We start from the raw sequence: 18,940 nt of genomic DNA, 5'->3' as shown, positions 1-18,940 counted from the left end.
CCCCGCCGATGGCTGGGCGCGCCTGTCGGCGCAGCTGCCGCCGCGCGAGCCGCAGGCGGCGCCTGTGCCGGCCGACAACGTGGTGGCGCTGCCAGCGCGTTCGCGGCGCCGCTGGTGGTTGCCGGCCGGCGCTGTCCTGGCTGCCAGCCTGGCGATCTACGCCGTGACCCCTTGGCGGCATGTGCAGCCGGATATACCGGTGCCGTCCACGCTGCAGTTGCAGGCTGCGGCGATGACCGAGCAGTACCGGCAGGCGGTGGCCGCGCTGCCCGCAGGCCGGGCACCGGAATGGCAGCCGGCGCTGCACGAACTGGATGAAAGCGCGGCACAGATCCAGGCCGCGCTGGCGCAGGACCCACGTGCGCCTCACCTGCTTGGCCAGCTCAAGCGCACCTATGCGCTGCGGCTGGAACTGACCCGGCAGGCGGCCTATGCCGCTGAGTCCGGCCTGACGACCTGAGGAGACCCCCGATGACACGAACCCTGATGACCTGCTGCGCCGCGCTGTTGCTGCTGCCCGCGGTGGCCCTGGCTGACACCCGGATCGACGAACGCCACAACCTGGCCGCCGGCGGCCGCATCGAACTGAGCAACGTGGCCGGCAAGGTGACCGTGCGTGGCTGGGACCGCAACGACGTGCAGCTCACTGGTACGCTCAGTGATGGCCTGCAGCTGCGCCAGGAAAAGAGTGCCAACCGCGTCCGCTGGGAGATCGAATATCCGCGTCGCAGCAACAACGGCGGCGCAACGCTGGTGCTGAACGTGCCGCGCTCGGTAGAGCTGCTGCTGAGCACGGTCAGTGCCAACCAGGACATCAGCGGCATCGATGTGCGTCGCCTGCAGGCCGACACGGTCAGCGGCAGCCTGAGCGCCTCCGGTCGCAGCGGCGACAGCAAGCTCAATACGGTCAGTGGCGGTGTCAGCGCGCGCCTGCAGACCCCGAAGCTGGATGTGAACACGGTCAGCGGCCGGATCGAAGCCGGTGGCGGCGTGTCCGGTGACATCGGTGCACAGACGGTATCCGGCCGGGTCGAGGTCGATGCCGGGCGGGTGCAGCGGTTGGCGGTGGAAACCGTATCGGGCAGCATCGATCTGTCGGCGGCCGGGCTGGCGCCGGGGGGCCGGATCAATGTCGAATCGGTGAGTGCGTCGGTCAACCTGCGCCTGCCACGCGCGGTTTCGGCGCAGCTGTCGGTGAACAGCTTCAGCGGGTCGATCAACAGCGATGCCGGCCAGGTGGAGCGGCCGCGCTACGGCCCGGGCAGCCATCTTGATACGCGGCTGGGCAGCGGCGACGGTGATATCCGCATCCAGTCGCATTCGGGCAGTGTTCGGGTAAGCCTGGATCGCTGAGCGCGATCCGGCAGGCCGCGGCGGCAGCGCCGCCGCGGTCGGTACGGGGTCAGCTGGCTTTCTTCAGCGCCCAGGTGGTGCCGAGGACTTCGATCTTGCCACCGGCCTTGCGGAACGCTGCCAGGTCCGAAGCGATCGAATCGCTGCTGACCACGGTGCTGGCGGCCGCGCCCTTGCGTTCGCTGCGGATGCTGTTGCTGGCCTTCGCGGGGGTCTTTGCCTTGCGGGGCATGGTTGCTCCTGTCAGGTGGAAGGGGAGGAAAGCGCCCAGGCATCGGCCTGGCGCAGGTAGTCCTGCCGCTCACGGCGGCAGTCACTGCCGCCCATCGAGAACTGGCGGCAGATCGCCGGGCGCTGCGAATAGATCGTGCAGCGCAGGTGATAGGGATCGATCGCCGCACACCAGCCTTCCTCGTTGCGCGCCATCACGGCACGGCCGTGGGTGTCGCGTGACAGGAACTGGCCGGGCACGTGGTCGCCGGGCTGCAGCAACACGGGCAGCCGGCAACAGACCGCGTCACAACGGCGGCAGTCGATGGGTGCATGTGCTGCGTCAGGTTGTAAGGCCTCAGGGGCCTGGCGGGTGCCCAAAGCGGGTCTCGATGGCGGCTCCGGTGGTACGCGGACCATGAACGAGCCAGGAAGGCATGGCCGCTAGGCCCGCAGGGCGGGCCAGGCTGCACCGTGGACACACACCGGCGTGGCCGGTGGAAGGTGCAGCAGGGTTATAGCCGACCAAGAGTAACTTGGATCGCGTAACGTTTTGTTAATCCTGCCTTGCTGCCGCCAAAGCAAGGCCCTGGACCACGCCCAGCGAGGGCTCGCCGTGGACCATGCGGGCGCCCGGGAAGGCCTCCGCAACGGCCTGGCGCAGATACCCGGCGCGGGACATGCCGCCGGTCAGGAACACCGCGTCCGGGTCGCCGCCGATGTCGCCGCGGACCTGGGCCAGCAGCTCCCGGAGCTGCTCCAGATAACCATGCGCGGCTGCGGCCAGGCCGTCGGCGCTGCTGTCGGCATGCAGGTCGCGGGCGATGTAGTCCAGCGTGCTGCGATGTTCGCTGGCGGCGCTGAGGGCGATCTTGGCGCGCTCGACGTCGCGGTACAGGCGGGCGGTATTGCCGGTGTCCTGCAGGGCCTGCAGGCGCGCGCCCCACGGATTGTCGACATGGTCATACTTGTGCTGGCGGAAGTCGCGCTGGCGGGTCATGTCCTGCACGGTGGCCGCTTCCACATAGTGGTGGGCGGGCACGCGGGTGATGCCGCGGCCGAACAGCGGCATGTAGCTGGACAGGCTCAGCGCCAGGTCGATGTCGGTACCGCCGCGGGCGATGCCCCAGGCGCGGTGGATGCGCGGGGCGTCGTCGCCGCCGACTTCGGCGTGGGCGATATCGGTGGTACCGCCGCCGATGTCGACGATCACGGCCTGGTGCCGTTCGCGGCTTTCGGCGTGATAGTGCATGGCCGCCGCGGCCGGTTCCTCGAGGAAATCGATCTGGTCGAAACCGGCCTGGCTGGCGGCTTCGCGCAGGATGTCCAGCGCCTGGTCATTGCCGGCCGCACCGATCGAGCTGCGGAACTGCACCGGACGCCCAAGCAGGGCCGCTCGCAGCGGCTGGCCGAGCTGGGCGCTGGCGGCCAGGCGGATGTGTTCGAGGATGTGCGCGGCGATGCCGGTGATGGTCTGCTTGGCGCGCGGGTGCAGGTTGTAGCCGAGCATCGATTTCGGGCTCTGCACCAGGTTGCCTTCGTGTTCCTCGAAATAGGCTTCCAGCGCTTCGTCACCGTAGACCGCATTCTGCAGCAGGTCGCTGGCACTGCGTTCCTTGCCGGCACGGGCTTCCATCCATTCCCGGCGCAGCGCGCGCAGGGCTTCGCGGCGCAGCGCCTGCGGCGTGCGTTGCTGGCCGGCGGCGCGCGCCGCACGCGCAGCGCTGTCGATCATCTGCTGCAGCTGGTGCTCCTGGCCGTCATCGAGCTGGAAGTCATCCGGGTCGGGCACCACGCCGGGGAAGTACACGCTGGTACGGAACTGCTCGGCGTCGCCGAAGCGGATCGGCAGCAGTTTTCCTTCATGCACGATGGCGGCGGCGGAGTTGCTGGTACCGAAGTCGATGCCGAGGCGCATGGGGAGTTCCGGGGGCGATCAGGGGCCGCGCACTCTGCTGCAGTTCGCCGCTGACTGCAAGGTCCCGCGGTTTCCTGTTCCGGGCCGGGTCAAGGAGGTCGCGGCGTACTGCCCGGAAATTGCCGGGGGAGCCGGGCGGTTACAATGGCAGCTGTTGATTCACTTTGAGGTACTTGCTGATGTCTTCTGCCCCTGCCTGCCCGCAGTGCACCCTGGAAAACACCTACGCCGATGGCGCGCTGTGGATCTGCGCCGACTGCGGCTTCGAATGGACCGCCGAGGAAAGTGCCGGTTCGACCCTGGTCGTGCGTGACAGCAACGGCAATACCCTGCAGGCCGGTGACACCGTCACCGTGATCAAGGACCTGAAGGTGAAGGGCTCCTCGATCCCGCTCAAGCAGGGCACTGTGATCCGCAACATCCGCCTGGTCGAGGACGATGCCGAGCACATCGAAGGCAATTCGGACAAGATCAAGGGCCTGGTCCTGAAGACCTGCTTCCTCAAGAAGGCCTGACCGGCCTTCAGCGCCGGGCCTGCTGCTGTGCGCGCCAGCGGGCCAGGCTGTCCAGCTTGGCCTGGTAGCGCGCCTGCTGCGCCGCCCCGCCCAGTTCCTGTGCACGCAGCAGCTCACGATCGGCGTGCTTGAGCTGGCCCGCCAGGAAATAGACCCGCGCCAGCCCGAAGTGGAACTGGTGCGCGGTGTCGTACAGGCGCACGGCCTGCCGGTAATAGCGGATCGCCTGCTGCAGTTGCCCGGCGCGTTCGGCCTCGGCACCGAGCATGTACTGCGCGAACGGGTCTTCGCGCTGCACCGATTGCAACCGCTGCTCCAGCGCCTGGGCCTGCGCAATCATGCCGAGCTTGCGGTAGAGGGCGCTGGCGTTGGTGAGTGCAGCATCCTGCCAGCCGTCCAGTCGCAGCGCCCTTTCCAGAGCCCGGCGTGCAGCGGCGGTATCGCCCGTGCGGTTTTCCAGCACGCCCAGGTTGTTCCAGGTGGCAGCGAAGCTGCCGTCCTGCGCCAGCGCGGTATCGAAGAAGGTACGTGCGCCCGCCAGGTCGCCGCTGGCCATGCGTTCGGCACCGCGATTGTTGTAGAAGTGCGCCAACGCCCGCGCCTGGCTGATCGGCAGCGGCCCGCGGCGGTCGTACAGCACATTGCGATCCAGATCGACGGTGGCGAAGCGGCCGGCAAAGCCGACCCCGGCATTGACGTGGCCTACGCTGTAGACCAGGCCCTGGGCCTGGTCCTGGTACCACGACACCACCTGGCCAACTTCCTGCACGCGCGCCTGGATGCCGGCTTCGCGTGCCAGTGCGACGAACATCAGGGTAAAGGCCAGGCAGTTGGCGCGTCGCTGCTGCCAGATCTCGCTGACAGTAAGGGTCGCGTCGGCGTCGTACTGCAGGTCCATGCCATGGCGGTCGAAGATCATCTCCACCAGCGCCTGCAGGCGCTGCTCGCGCGAATAGCTGCGACGGGTCACCTGGGTGTGCAGCATATCGAGCATGGCCGGTGGAATCGCGAACACCTGCTGCGGTGTTGGAATCGTCGGCGCGGTGGTGCTGGCAGCGACCGCAGGGGCTTCGCTCGCGTCAGGGTTCAGTGCAATCGCGGAGGGTGCCGCCAATGCGGCCAATGCGAGCAGAACGGATCGGGCGGCAGGACGGTACATGACGGCTCCCGGCAGCGGCGGGCGCTCGCGCCTGAGGCGAGTGTAGACCTGTGCGCGCACCCCTGCAGTGACCGCTGGTCGGTCCGCGCGTTCATCCACAGCCGGTGTGGACCAGCGCTCGACAAAGCTGTGGACAACCGCGTTGGGGCCCCGTGCGGAGAGCGTTGTGAGGGTGTGGTGAAAAAATGGCCGGCTTGCCCGCTACCGGCGCAGGCGGGATGATCCGGTCATGGACTTCTCCCCGCTGACGCTCGCTCCGGCGCAGTGGCAGGCGCTGCAGGACAGCTATGCAACGCCACCACGTGCCTACCATCACTTCGGCCACGTGCGTGCGGTGCTGCAGCACTGCCAGGAGGTTGCCGACGGTCCAGGCTGGCAGCAGCCGGCCGAGGTCTACCTGGCCGCGCTCTACCACGATGCGATCTATGTGGCGGGGCGAAAGGACAACGAAGCGCGTTCGGCGCAGCTGGCCCTGCAGGCGATCGCACAGGCGCCGGAACTTGCCATGGTCGACGCGGCCCGGGTCGAGCAGCTGATCCTGCTGACTGCCCGCCATGGCGAGCTCGCCCCGGACGATGTCGATGCCGAGGCCGCGTTGTTCCTGGACTGCGACATGGCGATCCTGGCCGCGCCGGAGCCGGTGTTCAGCGCCTATGACCGCGGCGTGGCCGAAGAGTACAAGGGCGTGGTGCCAGGCTTCCTGTATCGCGCCGGCCGCCGCCGTTTCCTGCAGGGCCTGCTGCGTGCACCGCGCATCTTCCTCAGCGAATTCTTCCACCAGCGCCTCGACTCTGCCGCGCGCGACAACCTGCGCCGGCAGCTGGGCCGCTGAACCAGCCCGGTACACTGGGGCCCGTTTCCACCGATTGCCGCTTCCAACCGTGTCCGTCCCTGATCCCGATCCCCGTCCGCTGCCGCCGGAAGAGCCCGGTCCGAACGAATGTTGCGGCAGCGGTTGCCCGCTGTGTGTGCTGGACCTGTATGCCGACGAGCTGCAGCGCTATCGCAAGGCGTTGGCCGAATGGCTGGCGCGGCACCCGGAGGCGTCCACATGAGCCGCGCGCGCCCAGCGGCACTGCTGGCGCTGGCGGCGCTGCTGCTGTTTGTGGCCACCGCGCTGTGGACCCAGTTCGCACGTACCGATCTGGACTGGGTGCGGGCCACGCTCAGCCTCTATCTGCACGGGCCGTGGGGGTTGGCATTGCGCGCGGCCTACTGCCTGCTGGCATTGGCGATCGCCCTGCTCGGCATCAGCCTCTACCGGGGCAGCGTCGGCCCGCGGCGCAGCGCGGCGGCGCCGCTGCTGTTCACGGTCTCGGCACTGGGCCTGGCCACGGTCGCCATCGGTGACAGCTGGCTGCCGGAAGCGACGCCGCTGCTGGCACCGTTCATCCATGGGCTGGCGGCCAACACGGCGTTCCTGTGTGCCAGCGTCGGCATGCTGCTGCAGGCCTGGTACCTGCGCCGCGAACCGGGTTGGCAGTCCGCCGCGAGCCTGCTCTGGGGCTGGGCCTGGCTGGCGTTCGTACTGTTGTGGCTGCACGTGTTGTGGCGCGCCGGTCCGCCGCGCGGGCTGGGCCAGAAGGTCGTGATCGTGGTGATCGTAGGCTGGCTGCTGTACCTGGCGCTGGCACTGTACCGGCGCAGTCGGCGTACCACGGCCGACTGAATCGCCAACGGCCTGCACCGGTACGTGCCGTGCACGCGGTGGCGGCGTATCGTGTGCGCATTCCATCGGGGATGCGATATGAAGCGTGCAGGGCTGGGCAGGGCAATGGGTGTGGTTCTGGCGCTGGCGACGCTGCCGGCAATGGCGGCGGCCAACGTGCAGCAGTTCAGCCACGGGCGGTTCGAGCAGATTCCGGTGCACATGCCGGCCGGCACGCCGCAGCGGGTGGTGATCTGGTTCCACGCGCCCACCCCAGGGGGTGACACCAGCCGCCTGCCGATCGAAGCCCTGCGTGCCGACGGCGCCATCGTTGCCGCTGTGGACATCGCGCACCTGCGCGGGGTGCTCAAGCGCGAGGGTGATCCGACCTGCTCGTTCGGCGCCGGTGACGTCGAGAACTTCTCGCGCTGGCTGCAGGCGTCCCTGCATCTGCCCGGCTACCACCTGCCGCTGGTCGGCGGTGACGGCGAGGGTGCCGAGATGGCCTATTCGCTCGCAGCGCAGGCCGACACCCAGGTGTTTGCCGGCCTGCTGACCACCGGCTTCTGCCCGGACCACAACCATGAGCGCATGGTCTGCGGCGATGGTGTGAAGCACAACACGCTGCAGCCCGCCGAACTGAATTTTCCGTGGTTGAGTGCCGCTGGCGATCACGGCTGCAAGGTGGGCGAGGCCAGTCGGTTCGTTCAGCAGGTCGCCATGGCACGCGAATTCAAGCGAACCGCGCGCGGTGATGCCTCACCCGGTCTGGTGGCCGCGGCGCGGGTGATCGGCGCGCAGGCCGGGGTCAGTCTGGCACCGCCGCCGGCCGCGCTGAAAGGCCTGCCGGTGGTGGAAGTACCGGCGACCGGTAGCGGCGATACGCTGGCGGTATTCGTTTCCGGCGATGGTGGCTGGGCCGGCCTGGACAAGGACGTGGCGTCGTCGCTCAACGAGCACGGCGTGGCCGTGGTCGGCATCGACTCGTTGCGCTACTTCTGGAGCGAGCGCACGCCGAAGGGCTTCGCCGCTGACCTGCAGAAGATCATCGACCACTACCGCCAGCAGTGGCACCGCGACAAGGTGATGCTGATCGGTTTCTCGCAGGGTGCCGACGTGCTGCCGGCCACCATCAACCAGCTCGACGCGGGTACCCGAGAGGCGCTGGACCGCATCGTGCTGCTGTCGGTAGGCAGGAAGGCCGACTTCGAATTCCATGTCAGCAACTGGCTGGGCGGCGGCGGCGATGGCCTGCCGATCGCTCCGGAAGTGGCCAGGCTGCCGGCGGAAAGAACCCTGTGCGTATATGGCGACAAGGACGAGGACGCACTGTGCCCGGACCTGCCGGCCAATGACGGCGTGAAGCGGGTGAAGCTGCCGGGCGACCACCATTTCGGCGGTGACTATGATCGGCTGGCCGAGGTGATCCTCAAGGGCGGGGCGTGAACCGGAGAGCGTGCGAACCAACGGTTCGCACCCACCAGGACGAGCCGCGGTAGCGCCGGGCCATGCCCGGCGGATCGCGTCCTCAGTTGCGCCGCGGGTCCAGAGAGATCAGGCGCGTGGCGTCCAGCAGCGCCGCCGGCAGGTGCATGCCGCCGGGCGCGGCGAGATAGCGCGGCCGCCACTGCGGATCGAACTTCGACTTGAAGCGGCGCAGGCCACTGAACCCGTAGAAACGTTCGCCATGCCGCGCCAGCAGGCCGGCCAGCCGGTTCCAGCGGCCAGCCAGACGATGCTGTGCCAGCCCGGAAAGCGGCGCCATGCCCAGCGAGAAACGTGCATAGCCCTGTGCGCGGCCCCACAGGAACAGCTCGATGAAGAGGAAGTCCATCGTGCCCTTCGGTGCTTCGCTGACGTGGCGCATCAGGTCCACCGACAGCTCGGCGCCGGCCGGTGCCTGCCACAGGTTGGCGAAGGCCACGATCTGGCCTTCGGCCTCGACCAGCGCCACCGGGAAGCGCACCAGGTAATCCGGGTCGTAGCTGCCGAGCGAGAAGCCCTTTTCGTCGCCGGCCTTGTCTTCCAGCCATGCGTTGGAGATCGCGTGCAGGCGCGGCAGCAGGCTGGGAATTTCCTCCACGGGCGCCACGCGGAAGGACAGGCCACCCCGCTTGCCCCGGTTCCAGGCCTGGCGCAGGTCGGCGCGCTCGCGCCCTTCCAGGCCGAAATCATGCAGCGGCACCATCGCTTCTTCGCCCAGCTTGACCAGCCCCAGGCCAAGGTCGAGATAGGTCTGCCAGTAAGTCTCGCCGACCTGGTAGAAGACGGGGCGCAGGCCGAGGCGGTCGGCTTCCTCGCGGAAGCGCCAGATCAATGCGCGGGCGACGTCCGGCGGGCCGACCGGGTCGCCCATCGCGATCAGCGAACCCCCATAGCGCTGCATCATCACGAAGCCGAGTTTCGCTTCATCGCGCAGCACTGCCTTGTCCGCGGTCAGCACCAGGCAGGCCTGGGTGTCGGTGGCACCGGCCAGGACCGGCGCCAGCGATTGCAGCGTCGCTTCATCGGCGGCGGGCAGCGGGCTACGCGTGCTGTGCAGCAGCCGCGCCAGGCCGAACATCACCAGCGCGATGGCCACCACCAGCAACGCGCGCAACGCGCGCGGTGCGTTGCCGGAGACCGCGAACTGCCACCACAGCTCGTTCTGGTATTCGACATGGCTGTAGGTGAAGAACAGCAGCCAGGTCACCGCCACCAGCACCAGCCCCAGGTTGCGCAGCCACGGCCACGACCAGGCTTCATCCAGCAGCGCACCCTGGCGGTAGAACTCGCGGCGCGCAGCCCACAGCGCCATCGCCACCAGCACCGCCGAGACGGCGATCAACGGTTGGCCACCGCGCAGCCACAGCGGCAGCGGGGTGACCACGCACACCGCCATCGCCAGCATCCACGCCGCGTGGCTGCGACGGGCCAGGCCCTGCCCGATCAGCAGCAGCGCGACACCACTGAGGCTGCCGATCAGGTGCGAGGTTTCCAGGATCGGCAGCGAGGCATTCACCAGGTGCCGGCGTGGCGTGGGCAGCGTGCCGTCGATGACCAGCGCGGCGCCGATGCTGAACACCGCCAGCGCGATGATCTGCGGCAACCATGGGCGCAGTGCGTTCCAGCCGGCGCGGGTTGCCCCGGCACTGGCCTGCAGCGGCTGGCGCAGCGCGGGCGCAAGGGCGAGCAACGTGGCCAGCACCAGCGGTAGTACGTAATAGGTCACGCGGTAGATCAACGCGGCCGCCAGCACCGCCGCCGGTGCCACCTGGGGCAACAGCTTCAACAGGCTCCATTCGAACACGCCCAGGCCGGCCGGCACGGTCGAGACCAGGCCGGCCAGTACCGCGACGAGGTACAGGCCGACGAAGCCGGGCAGGCCGGTGGGCGTCGAGTCCGGCAGCAGCACATAGAACGCGGCGCTGGCCAGCACCAGCTCGATCACGCTGAGCACGGTGACGCCGAGCATGGTGCGGCGGTCGGGTAGCCACAACGCATGGCCGAACACGCTGAACTGCCGTCCATCGCGACCGACCAGCAGCACGGTACCCAGATAGGCGAGCAGGGCGACGATGCCGACGATGCGCACGGCATCGGGATTCAGTGGCAATGCCAACGCCGTTGCCGCCGGTTCCATGCAGAGCGCCACGCTGATCAACAGCCACGCACCGAACACGAAACCGAGCGTGCTCATCAGCACCACCTGGCCGATCTGCGCCAGGTCCAGGCCGGCGCCGCGGTAGCCACGCAGGCGCACTGCGCCACCGGTCAACGCGGCAAAGCCCACCGTCTGGCCCAGCGTATGCGCAAGGAAGGCGGTAATGCCGATGCGTGCCGGATGCACGCGGATGCCGCTGCGGCGCAGGCCGATGGCATCGAAGCCGATCAGGCAGGCGTAGCTGGCCAGGCCGAGCATCACGGTGAGCGTGATCTGCAGGCCACTGAGCTGGCGGAACGCCTGGCGGATGGCGCGGTAGCCGTGCTCATCGAATTCACTGGCCAGGCCATGCAGGGCCAGCGAGAGGATCAGCAGGGGAACGGCAATGGTGAGGACCCGCTTCCATGCCGGGGTGGAGGAAGCGGCGGCGGGGTTGGTGGCTGCGGTCATCGGCGCAAGGGTGCGTCAGGAGGGGCGAGTGCGGTGTCAACGCGGGGCGTGGCGCATCGTGCGCCTGTCGCCGCCATTTGACCAGCAGATGTGTCGGAGCCCGGTAGTGACGCGTCGCGCGGGGGACCCGTGCACCCACCGTTGACCGGATTGGAGGACAATGCGGGCCTGATCACCCGCAGGAGCCACGCCCATGATGGAGCGTTACGACGTCGGACCGCGCATGTCCGAAATGACCGTGTACAACAAGGTCGCCTACCTCTCCGGCCAGATTCCGGAAGACACCAGCCAGGACATCACCGGCCAGACCCGGCAGGTGCTGGCGGAGATCGACAAGCTGCTGGCGCTGGTCGCCAGTGATCGCCAGCACGTGCTGCGTGCGGAAGTGTTCCTGGCCGACATCGCCGACTTCGACGGCATGAACAAGGCGTGGGATGAGTGGGTGGTCGAGGGCGCGACCCCGGCCCGCGCAACCTTCGAAGCCAAGCTCGCCCACGCCGAGTGGAAGGTCGAGATCGTGGTGACGGCAGCGGTGCCGTAACTGCGGGATGGGGTCAGATCCCTTTCCTGCGGAAAGGGATCTGACCCCTGTTACAGGCGCACCAGCTCGATGCAATCCACCGGGCACGGGGGGATGCACAGCTCGCAGCCGGTGCACAGGTCGGCAATGACCGTGTGCATGTATTTGGCGCCGCCGACGATGGCGTCCACCGGGCAGGCCTGGATGCACTTGGTGCAGCCGATGCAGTCGGCTTCGACGATCAACGCCACCTGGGCCGCCTTGTGCTCGCCGCGCGAACGATCGAACGGAATCGCCGGTACGCCGAGCACCTGTGCCAGCGCCCGTGCACCGGCGTCGCCACCCGGCGGGCAGCGGTCCACACCGGCCTCGCCACGTGCCATTGCCTGCGCGTACGGGCGGCAGCCGTCATAGCCGCATTGCCCGCATTGGGTCTGCGGCAGCAGGCGGTCGAGGCGTTCGGTCAGGGGCGGGATCAGGCTCATGCGTGGCGAAGGCTGCGCGTTGGGTTATTTCAGGGGCTTGCCGCGGAACCAGCGCTCGTGGGCCAGCGCCAGCATCGGCTTGTCTTCGGAACTGTCACCGTAGGCATGGATGCGCACGTAGCGCGACAGATCGAACTGGCGGCGGATGTGCTCGACCTTGCGCGGGCCGCAGTCGCCACCAGCGTAACGGCCGGTCAGGCGGCCGTCCTGGCTTTCCAGCCGGTTGCAGATCAGCTGCAGGCCCAGCTGCTCGCACCACGGCCGCAGGTACAGGTCCAGCGAGCCGGACACGATCACGACGGTGTGCTGCTGTTCCTTGTGCCAACGGATCTGCTCCAGCATTTCCGGGCGCACCACGTCGGGCAGGAACTCGCGCGAGAAGCCTGCGGCCAGCGTGGCGATGTCATCGCTGTGGCGGTCACTGAAGGTCAGGCGGGTGACGCGTGCACGGATGCGTTCGGCCGAGATCAGCTTCAACCTGTACGCGGCCTGCCACGGCCCGACTTTCCACCATGCCTGTGCCAGCTGTTCGGCGGTGGCCACGCGGCGCAGGAAGCGGCCATAGGTATCGCAGGTGGTCACGGTGTGGTCGAAGTCGAACAGCGCCAGTTCCATTGCGTTGCTTCCCATCGCGTTGCCTCCCGGGGCCGGAGCTGCCGGCGGGCGCGGCCGTAACCACGCCCGCTGCAGGCATCAGCGAACCGGCATGCCCGGCTGCGCGCCGCTGTCGGCGTCCAGCAGCGCCAGTGCGCCACCGTCGAAGCCGGCCGACAGGATCATGCCTTCGCTCAGGCCGAAGCGCATCTTGCGCGGGGCCAGGTTGGCGATGAACACCACGCTGCGGCCCACCAGCTTCTCCGGTTCGCCGTAGCTGCCACGGATGCCGGAGAAGATCTGGCGCTTGCCCAGCTCGCCGGCGTCCAGTTCGAAGCGCAGCAGCTTGTCCGAACCTTCCACGAACTCGCAGACCAGCACCTTGCCGATGCGCAGGTCGAGCTTGGCGAAATCGTCGATGCCGATGTAGGCCGGCGCGTCGGCGCTCTTTGCTTCGTCCTTGGCCGGGGCCGGGGCGGCCGGCTTGGCAGCGGGGGCAGCGGCAGCCGCCGGCTGCAGGGTGTCCTTGGAGGCGTCGATCATGGCGTCAATCTTCTTCGGGTCAATACGGGTGAACAGCGGGGTGTACTCGGTGATGCGGTGTCCCAGCAGCGGTTGCGCCAGCTCGGTCCAGTCGTTCACCGGCGCGGCCAGGAAGGCCTCGGCCTGCGCGGCGGTGGCCGGCAGCACCGGCTTCAGGGCGGTGACCAGCACGCGGAACAGGTTCAGGCCCTGGCTGCACACGGCCTGCAGCTGCGCATCGGCGCCTTCCTGCTTGGCGATGACCCACGGCTTGACGTCGTCGATGTAGCGGTTGGCTTCGTCGGCCAGGGTCATGGTCAAGCGGATCGCCGCAGCCGGGTCGTTGCGCTCGTAGGCTTCACGGATCGGCGCCAGCCCATCGACGAAGCGCTGGTACTGCGCCGCGTCGGGCAGCTGCGCGGCCAGCTGGCCGTCGAAGCGCTTGCTGATGAAGCCGGCGCAGCGGCTGGCCAGGTTGACGAACTTGCCGACCAGGTCGGCGTTGACGCGGGCGATGAAGTCGCCCAGGTTCAGGTCGAGATCGTCGACGCCACCGCCGGACTTGGCGGCGTAGTAGTAGCGCAGCGCTTCCGGCTCCAGGCCGGCATCGAGGAAGGTACGGGCCATCACGAAGGTGCCGCGCGACTTGCTCATCTTGGCGCCGTCCACGGTCAGGTAGCCGTTGACGTGCAGGCGGGTCGGCGCGCGGTGGCCGGTTCCGTGCAGTACCGCCGGCCAGAACAGGCCATGGAAGTTGACGATGTCCTTGCCGATGAAGTGGTGCAGCTCGGTGGCGGTGCCGGCACGCAGGTGCGCTTCGAAGTCCTCACCGATCCTGCCGCACAGGGTCTGGAAGCTGGACAGGTAGCCGATCGGTGCATCCAGCCAGACATAGAAGTACTTGCCCGGCTGGCCGGGAATCTGGAAGCCGAAGTACGGCGCATCACGCGAGATGTCCCACGCGCGCAGGCCACCTTCGGCATTGAGCCATTCACCCAGCTTGGCCTTCACGCCCGGCAGGGCGACATCGCCGGCCAGCCATTCGCGCAGGAACGCATCGAAGTGACCCACCTCGAAGAAGAAGTGCTCCGAATCGCGCATTTCCGGCGTGGCACCGGAGATGACCGAACGCGGTTCCTTCAGGTCGGTCGGTGCGTAGGTCGCGCCGCAGACTTCGCAGTTGTCGCCGTACTGATCGGGACTGCCGCAGTTCGGACAGATGCCCTTGACGTAGCGGTCGGGCAGGAACATGCCCTTGGCCGGGTCGTAGAACTGCGCGACCGAACGGCGGCTGATGTGGCCGGCCGCTTCCAGCTTCAGGTAGAACTGCTCGGTCAACGCCTTGTTGGCCGCCGAATTGGTCGAGTCGTAGTGGTCGAAGGCCACGCCGAAGGCGGCGAAGTCACGTTCGTGGCTGGCCTGGATGTTGGCGATGAAGGTTTCCGGGGTGACCCCGGCCTTTTCCGCGGCCAGCATGATCGGTGTGCCGTGGGTGTCATCGGCGCAGACGAACCAGGTCCTGCCGCCGCTCATTCGCCGCGCACGTACCCAGATGTCAGCCTGGATGTAGCCGACCAGGTGGCCCAGGTGCAGCGGGCCGTTGGCGTAGGGCAGGGCGGTGGTGACGAGCGCGGTACGGGTCATGGTCGCGGGTGGATCCGAGGGGAACCGCAGATTATCGCATGCCCGCAACGACGTGACCCGGCCGGGGCCGGGTCACGGGTTGACGGAGGTGCGGGGCGCTTATTCGCGCTGCCAGGTCTGCGCGCGGCAGATGAAGGCGATGCAGCCGGACACGTCCAGCCGGGTGCCGCCGGGCTGCAGTTCCATCTTCGACTTGTAGGTCTTGCCGTTGGCCGGGTCGAGGATGGTGCCGCCGGACCACTTGTTGGCGCCGTCGGCCTTCAGGTTCCAGAGGATGGTCATGCCCTTCACCGGCTTGTTCCTGTTGGCGCCTTCACAGCCGTCACAGACCGGGTTCGGGCCCTTGTCCGAGTGCAGGATGTCGACCACCTTGCCGGTCAGCGTGCCGTTGGGGGCCTGGGTGATCTCGACGATCGACTTCACCTTGCCGGTCTTGTCGTCGATGGTCTTCCAGCGGCCGGCGGCGCCGTCGGCGGCCTGCGCCGAGAGTGCGGCCAGGCACAGCGGCAATGCCAGCAGCAGGGTCTTGAAGGTCTTGCGCATGGTCCCCTCCCAGGGTTCATTCCGGCACGGTGCCGGCATGGGTCGACTGTATACCCATTCGGCGGAGTATGGGGAAGGGGGGCGTTGCAGGGTTGCGCCCTGCACCTGCGGTAGTGCCGGCCGCTGGCCGGCAACCTCAACGGCAACGGCAACGGCAACGGCAACGGCAACGGCAACCGCAACGGCAACCGCAACGGCAGCGGCGGGATTCCGTGGGATGGCGGGGCGGTGTGGGTGGGCAGGACACGCCGTAAACCCATCCCTGGGGGCTCGATGGCGCCACCCATGGCGCCAACGGTCCTGCACACCCACACCGCCCCACCTCTGACAGATTTCTGCGGCTGTGGGTAGGTGTCGACCTTGGTCGACACAGATCCATGCCATGCGTGGATGACGTTTCCGGTGGCGGCGATGGGGTCAGACCCCTTTTCCGTCGGAAAAGGGATCTGACCCCCAGGAACGTCAACCGACTTCGTACAGCTCCAGCGGCAGGCCATCCGGGTCGGCGAAGAAGGTGAAGCGGCGGCCGGTGTATTCGTCCACGCGGATCGGTTCGCAGTCCACGCCGTGGCTGGCCAGGCGTTCGATGAACGGCTCCAGCGCAGCGACCCGGAACGCGAGGTGGCGCAGGCCCTGGGCCTCCGGGCGGCTGGGGCGGGGCGGTGGCGAGGGGAACGAGAACAGTTCCAGCTGGCTGCCGTCGGGCAGGGCCAGATCCAGCTTCCAGGAGTCTCGCGCGGCGCGGTGGTTCTCGGCCAGTACGCGCAGGCCGAGGATACGGACGTAGAAGTCTTTTGAACACGCATAATCGCTGCAGATCAGTGCCGCGTGGTGGATGCCCAGCAGGGCGTCGGAACCGGTGTTCATTGCAGGGTGTCCAGCCAGCGCTGGGCGATCTTCTGCGCCAGCGGGTACGGTTCGGGATCGTTGCGATTGGTCAGCACGATCACGGTCAAGTGCTTTTCCGGGTATCGCACGATCACATTTCGAAAGCCGATGCTTTCGCCACTGTGCCATTGCACCGGGCCGTTCAGGCGCCATCCGAAGCCGTAGTGCGGCACATCCGGTTCGGATGTCGATGTGGCCGGGCTGAACATCGCGCGGCGCGAGGCCTTCGACAGCAGGCGGTCGTCGTACAGCGCCGCATCCCAGCGGGCGAGGTCGTCCAGCGAGGAGTAGATCCCGCCATCGCCGAGCACGGCACTGGTGGCGCTCTGGTCGGTGCGCTGCCAGCGGCCATCGATCCAGCTGTAGCCATAGGCGCGTGCGGCGATGGTATCGATGCCGTCCTGATGGGCCACGGTGTGGGCCATGCCTAGCGGGCGGAAGATGCGCTGTTGCAGGAAGGCTGCGAAATCCAGGCCGGAGGCGCGGCCGACGATCAGTGCCAGCAGCGCATAGCCGCTGTTGCTGTAGTGGTACTGCGTGCCCGGCGCGAAGTTCAGCCGGTCCTGGCGCGACAGCAGGGTCAGCACATCGGCGTCATGCACCTGCCGAGTGTCAGCCGGATCCATCAGGTCTTCGTAGTCGAGCAGGCCGCCGGTGTGCGAGAGCAACTGGCGGATCGTGATGGCCGCGGCAGCCGGGGGCAGTTCGGGCAGCCACTGCCGGGCAGGTTGATCCAGCCCAAGCCGGCCATCCTCCACCAGCAGCAGCACCGCCGCAGCGGTGAACTGCTTGCTGACCGAGGCCAGCCGGAAGTTGCTGGCCGGGGTGACGGCGGTGCCGTCCTCCACCACCGCCAGGCCGTAGCCACGGCGGAACACCGCTTGCCCGTCGTGCAGCACCAGGACTGCAGCGCCGGGTACCTGGCCGTCGTAGGCCTGCATCAGCCCGTCGATGCCCGCATCCGGTGGTTTCAGCACCGGTGCGGCGATACCCGTTGAAGGCAGCAGGCCCAGCACGACGGCGAACAGGGCGACGGCAGGGCGCATGACGGCTCCGAAGGGGTCAAGGTGAAGGCGTGGGCGTAGTGCTGGCCGGCTGCACCATCCAGCGTTCCATCTTGCGGTCAAGCACGTCCAGCGGCATCGAGCCGTCCTTCAGCAGTTCGGCGTGGAAGCGGCGCAGGTCGAAGGCGGCGCCCTGGCGCGCCTTGGCCTTGTCGCGCAGGGCAACGATGGTGGTCAGGCCGGCGACGTTCGACAGTGCCTGGCCGGGCTGGGCCATGATCCGCTCGACTTCGGCACTGGCGTCGTCGCTGCTCATGTCCACGGTCTTCTGCAGGTAGGTGACAGCCTGCTGCTTGCTCCAGCCCTGGGCGTTCACGCCGGTATCGGCTACCACGCGGGCGGCGCGCAGCAGGCGCGAGTACAGGTAGCCGATGCGGTCGTAGGGATCGGTGTAGATGCCCAGGTCCTCGCCCAGCGTTTCGGCGTACAGGCCCCAGCCTTCGACGAAGGCGAGATCGCCACCGAGGCGGCGGAAGCGTGGCAGCTTGGCCAGCTCCTGCTGCAGGCCCAGCTGCACGTGGTGGCCCGGGATCCCTTCATGCAGGTACTGCACCGGCACGTTCCAGCGCTTGCGGCTGGGCAGGTCGCGGGTGTTGATGTACAGCACGCCCGGTTGCCCGGCCGCCGACGGCTGATAGGCGGCAGCGGCGGCGGTCAGTGCGCGCTCCGGCTCCACCGCACGGACCTCCAGCGGTGCCTTCGGCAAGGTATCCAGCACCTGCGGCAGGCGTGCGCTGACCTGCTGCTGCACCTGGCGGTAGCGGTTGATCAGCGTGTTGGCGTCGCCGTACTGGAACTGGCGGTCGTTGCGCATGCTGCGCAGCAGCTTGGTGGGAGAGCCGCGCAGCTTGGCATCCTTCATCACCGTGGCGATCTGCGCCTGCAGTTCCTGCACGCGCTGTTCGCCCAGCGCATGCAGTTGTGCGGCAGTCTGGTCGCTGGCGGTGGTCTGCACGATCAGGTTGGCGTACCAGGCCTGGCCATCGGGCAATGCGCCCAGGCCGCTGCTGGTGCGTGTGGCCGGCAGGTATTCGGTGGCGATGAAGCCGCGCAGGGCGCGGTAGGCCGGCATGATGCGCAGCTCGATCATGCGCTTGTATTCGGCGCTGATGCGCGCCTTGTCCTCAGCCGGGATGGTGTTCGGCATGGTGCGGATCGGCGACCAGAAAATGCTCTCCTCGGCGGTCGGCTTGATCACCGCATCCAGCTGCGGCAGCACTTTTTCCATCAGGTCGCGTGGTTGCACCACGCCGGCCTTCATGCCCTGGCGCATGTTGTCGATGGCCTGGTCGAACAGCTCGGGAATGCCCAGCGAACGGCGTGACCAGGTGTCGTAGTCCTGCACGGTGTTGAATGGCTGCGCGCCCGCCCCGGAGCCGAGGATCGCCATGATGCTGCCGATGTTGTAGTACTGGCTGATCGGCATCATCCAGCTCGGGTAGCGCTCGGCGGCCAGCGATGCGCGCGCGTCGCGCACGAAGATCTCGTAGCTGAGCAGGTCCTGGCCCTGCAGGCCGTCACTGCCGAGCTTCTCGACCTTGCCCAGCCATTGCGTGGTGAAGTCGTGCGACTGCTGGCGCCAGGCGGCGGACAGGATGTTGGGCAGCTGGTCGTTGTAGCGGGCCTCGCCCTGGAAGGTCGCCTGCAGCGGATTCAACCGCATCGAGGCATCCCAGTATTCGTCGTACAGGCGCTCCAGCTGCACCTGCTTGGGTACGGCCCGGGCCGGGGCGACCGGGCGGGGCGCGGCGCGGCGCGCCGAGCTGCCACGCGCCGGCGCAGTG

20 protein-coding genes are annotated in these 18,940 nt (G+C 68.1%); 8 read left to right on the top strand and 12 right to left on the bottom strand.

What is annotated here, in order from left to right:
• Together HMPREF3114_RS15175 and HMPREF3114_RS15170 are read left to right on the top strand one after the other, a co-directional pair.
• On the top strand, window positions 1–460 hold a 460-nt coding region (locus HMPREF3114_RS15175), incomplete at its 5' end, for a hypothetical protein (RefSeq protein ID WP_256337649.1).
• 11 nt (window positions 461–471) lie between these two features.
• Window positions 472–1,353: a DUF4097 family beta strand repeat-containing protein gene (locus HMPREF3114_RS15170; RefSeq protein WP_053499406.1), complete on the top strand. Its 882-nt coding sequence runs from the start codon at window positions 472–474 to the stop codon at window positions 1,351–1,353.
• Window positions 1,354–1,402: 49 nt separating this feature from the next.
• On the opposite strand, the gene HMPREF3114_RS15165 is transcribed toward HMPREF3114_RS15170, so the two are convergent.
• The 3 genes from HMPREF3114_RS15165 to HMPREF3114_RS15155 form a co-directional block, all read right to left on the bottom strand.
• Window positions 1,403–1,585, bottom strand: a complete 183-nt coding sequence (locus tag HMPREF3114_RS15165; protein ID WP_005410566.1) for a hypothetical protein — start codon at window positions 1,583–1,585, stop codon at window positions 1,403–1,405.
• An 11-nt stretch (window positions 1,586–1,596) separates the two neighbouring features.
• Window positions 1,597–1,890, bottom strand: a complete 294-nt coding sequence (locus HMPREF3114_RS15160) for a YkgJ family cysteine cluster protein (RefSeq protein WP_080104338.1) — start codon at window positions 1,888–1,890, stop codon at window positions 1,597–1,599.
• A gap of 229 nt (window positions 1,891–2,119) precedes the next feature.
• Window positions 2,120–3,481 carry an Hsp70 family protein gene (locus HMPREF3114_RS15155; RefSeq protein WP_053499408.1) on the bottom strand — a complete coding sequence of 454 codons (1,362 nt, stop codon included), beginning with the start codon at window positions 3,479–3,481 and terminating at the stop codon, window positions 2,120–2,122.
• A gap of 179 nt (window positions 3,482–3,660) precedes the next feature.
• Here HMPREF3114_RS15155 and HMPREF3114_RS15150 point away from each other — a divergent pair, with 179 nt between their 5' ends.
• Window positions 3,661–3,996 (top strand): zinc ribbon domain-containing protein YjdM, encoded by a 336-nt coding sequence (locus tag HMPREF3114_RS15150; protein WP_010482882.1) that lies wholly within the window; start codon window positions 3,661–3,663, stop codon window positions 3,994–3,996.
• A 7-nt stretch (window positions 3,997–4,003) separates the two neighbouring features.
• On the opposite strand, the gene HMPREF3114_RS15145 is transcribed toward HMPREF3114_RS15150, so the two are convergent.
• Window positions 4,004–5,155 (bottom strand): transglutaminase-like domain-containing protein, encoded by a 1,152-nt coding sequence (locus HMPREF3114_RS15145; protein WP_053499410.1) that lies wholly within the window; start codon window positions 5,153–5,155, stop codon window positions 4,004–4,006.
• Between the two features lie 229 nt (window positions 5,156–5,384).
• On the opposite strand from HMPREF3114_RS15145, the gene HMPREF3114_RS15140 reads away from it, so the two are divergent.
• The 4 genes from HMPREF3114_RS15140 to HMPREF3114_RS15125 all read left to right on the top strand — a co-directional run bounded on the left by HMPREF3114_RS15140 (window position 5,385) and on the right by HMPREF3114_RS15125 (window position 8,249).
• Window positions 5,385–5,987, top strand: coding sequence for an HD domain-containing protein (locus HMPREF3114_RS15140; protein ID WP_005418163.1), 603 nt, complete (start codon window positions 5,385–5,387; stop codon window positions 5,985–5,987).
• A gap of 49 nt (window positions 5,988–6,036) precedes the next feature.
• Entirely contained in the window at window positions 6,037–6,210 is a 174-nt protein-coding gene (locus HMPREF3114_RS15135; protein WP_049415754.1) for an oxidoreductase-like domain-containing protein, read from the top strand.
• Window positions 6,207–6,824 (top strand): DUF998 domain-containing protein, encoded by a 618-nt coding sequence (locus HMPREF3114_RS15130; protein WP_005418159.1) that lies wholly within the window; start codon window positions 6,207–6,209, stop codon window positions 6,822–6,824. Before HMPREF3114_RS15135 ends, HMPREF3114_RS15130 begins: the two co-directional genes overlap by 4 nt.
• Before the next feature lie 78 nt (window positions 6,825–6,902).
• A complete protein-coding gene (locus HMPREF3114_RS15125) occupies window positions 6,903–8,249 on the top strand; it encodes a virulence factor family protein (protein WP_053499412.1) in 1,347 nt (448 codons plus the stop codon).
• Between the two features lie 82 nt (window positions 8,250–8,331).
• Here the strand turns inward: HMPREF3114_RS15125 and mprF are convergent, their stop codons facing one another.
• Window positions 8,332–10,896: a bifunctional lysylphosphatidylglycerol flippase/synthetase MprF gene (gene mprF, locus HMPREF3114_RS15120; RefSeq protein WP_053499414.1), complete on the bottom strand. Its 2,565-nt coding sequence runs from the start codon at window positions 10,894–10,896 to the stop codon at window positions 8,332–8,334.
• Window positions 10,897–11,089: 193 nt separating this feature from the next.
• Here mprF and HMPREF3114_RS15115 point away from each other — a divergent pair, with 193 nt between their 5' ends.
• Window positions 11,090–11,437 (top strand): RidA family protein, encoded by a 348-nt coding sequence (locus tag HMPREF3114_RS15115; RefSeq protein ID WP_005418155.1) that lies wholly within the window; start codon window positions 11,090–11,092, stop codon window positions 11,435–11,437.
• Between the two features lie 50 nt (window positions 11,438–11,487).
• On the opposite strand, the gene rnfB is transcribed toward HMPREF3114_RS15115, so the two are convergent.
• The 7 genes from rnfB to HMPREF3114_RS15080 form a co-directional block, all read right to left on the bottom strand.
• On the bottom strand, window positions 11,488–11,901 hold the full coding sequence (rnfB, locus tag HMPREF3114_RS15110; protein ID WP_005418154.1) for an Rnf electron transport complex subunit RnfB: 414 nt from the start codon (window positions 11,899–11,901) through the stop codon (window positions 11,488–11,490).
• Window positions 11,902–11,925: 24 nt separating this feature from the next.
• Window positions 11,926–12,516, bottom strand: coding sequence for an HAD family hydrolase (locus HMPREF3114_RS15105; protein WP_053499416.1), 591 nt, complete (start codon window positions 12,514–12,516; stop codon window positions 11,926–11,928).
• A 78-nt stretch (window positions 12,517–12,594) separates the two neighbouring features.
• Complete coding sequence (gene metG, locus HMPREF3114_RS15100; protein WP_053499418.1) at window positions 12,595–14,661, bottom strand: methionine--tRNA ligase; 2,067 nt, start codon at window positions 14,659–14,661, stop codon at window positions 12,595–12,597.
• A 99-nt stretch (window positions 14,662–14,760) separates the two neighbouring features.
• A complete protein-coding gene (locus HMPREF3114_RS15095; protein WP_049415741.1) occupies window positions 14,761–15,204 on the bottom strand; it encodes a DUF2147 domain-containing protein in 444 nt (147 codons plus the stop codon).
• Window positions 15,205–15,666: 462 nt separating this feature from the next.
• Complete coding sequence (locus tag HMPREF3114_RS15090) at window positions 15,667–16,071, bottom strand: SMU1112c/YaeR family gloxylase I-like metalloprotein (RefSeq protein ID WP_053498965.1); 405 nt, start codon at window positions 16,069–16,071, stop codon at window positions 15,667–15,669.
• On the bottom strand, window positions 16,068–17,138 hold the full coding sequence (locus HMPREF3114_RS15085; protein WP_053498963.1) for a serine hydrolase domain-containing protein: 1,071 nt from the start codon (window positions 17,136–17,138) through the stop codon (window positions 16,068–16,070). Before HMPREF3114_RS15085 ends, HMPREF3114_RS15090 begins: the two co-directional genes overlap by 4 nt.
• Before the next feature lie 16 nt (window positions 17,139–17,154).
• Window positions 17,155–18,940: DUF885 domain-containing protein (locus HMPREF3114_RS15080; protein ID WP_070489955.1), on the bottom strand; the 1,786-nt coding region annotated here is incomplete at its 5' end.

The sequence above is a fragment of the Stenotrophomonas sp. HMSC10F07 genome (assembly GCF_001807895.1).
GTDB lineage: Bacteria > Pseudomonadota > Gammaproteobacteria > Xanthomonadales > Xanthomonadaceae > Stenotrophomonas > Stenotrophomonas sepilia.
Note: the sequence above shows the minus strand (reverse complement) of the source record. Positions and strands in the feature narration are given on the sequence as shown.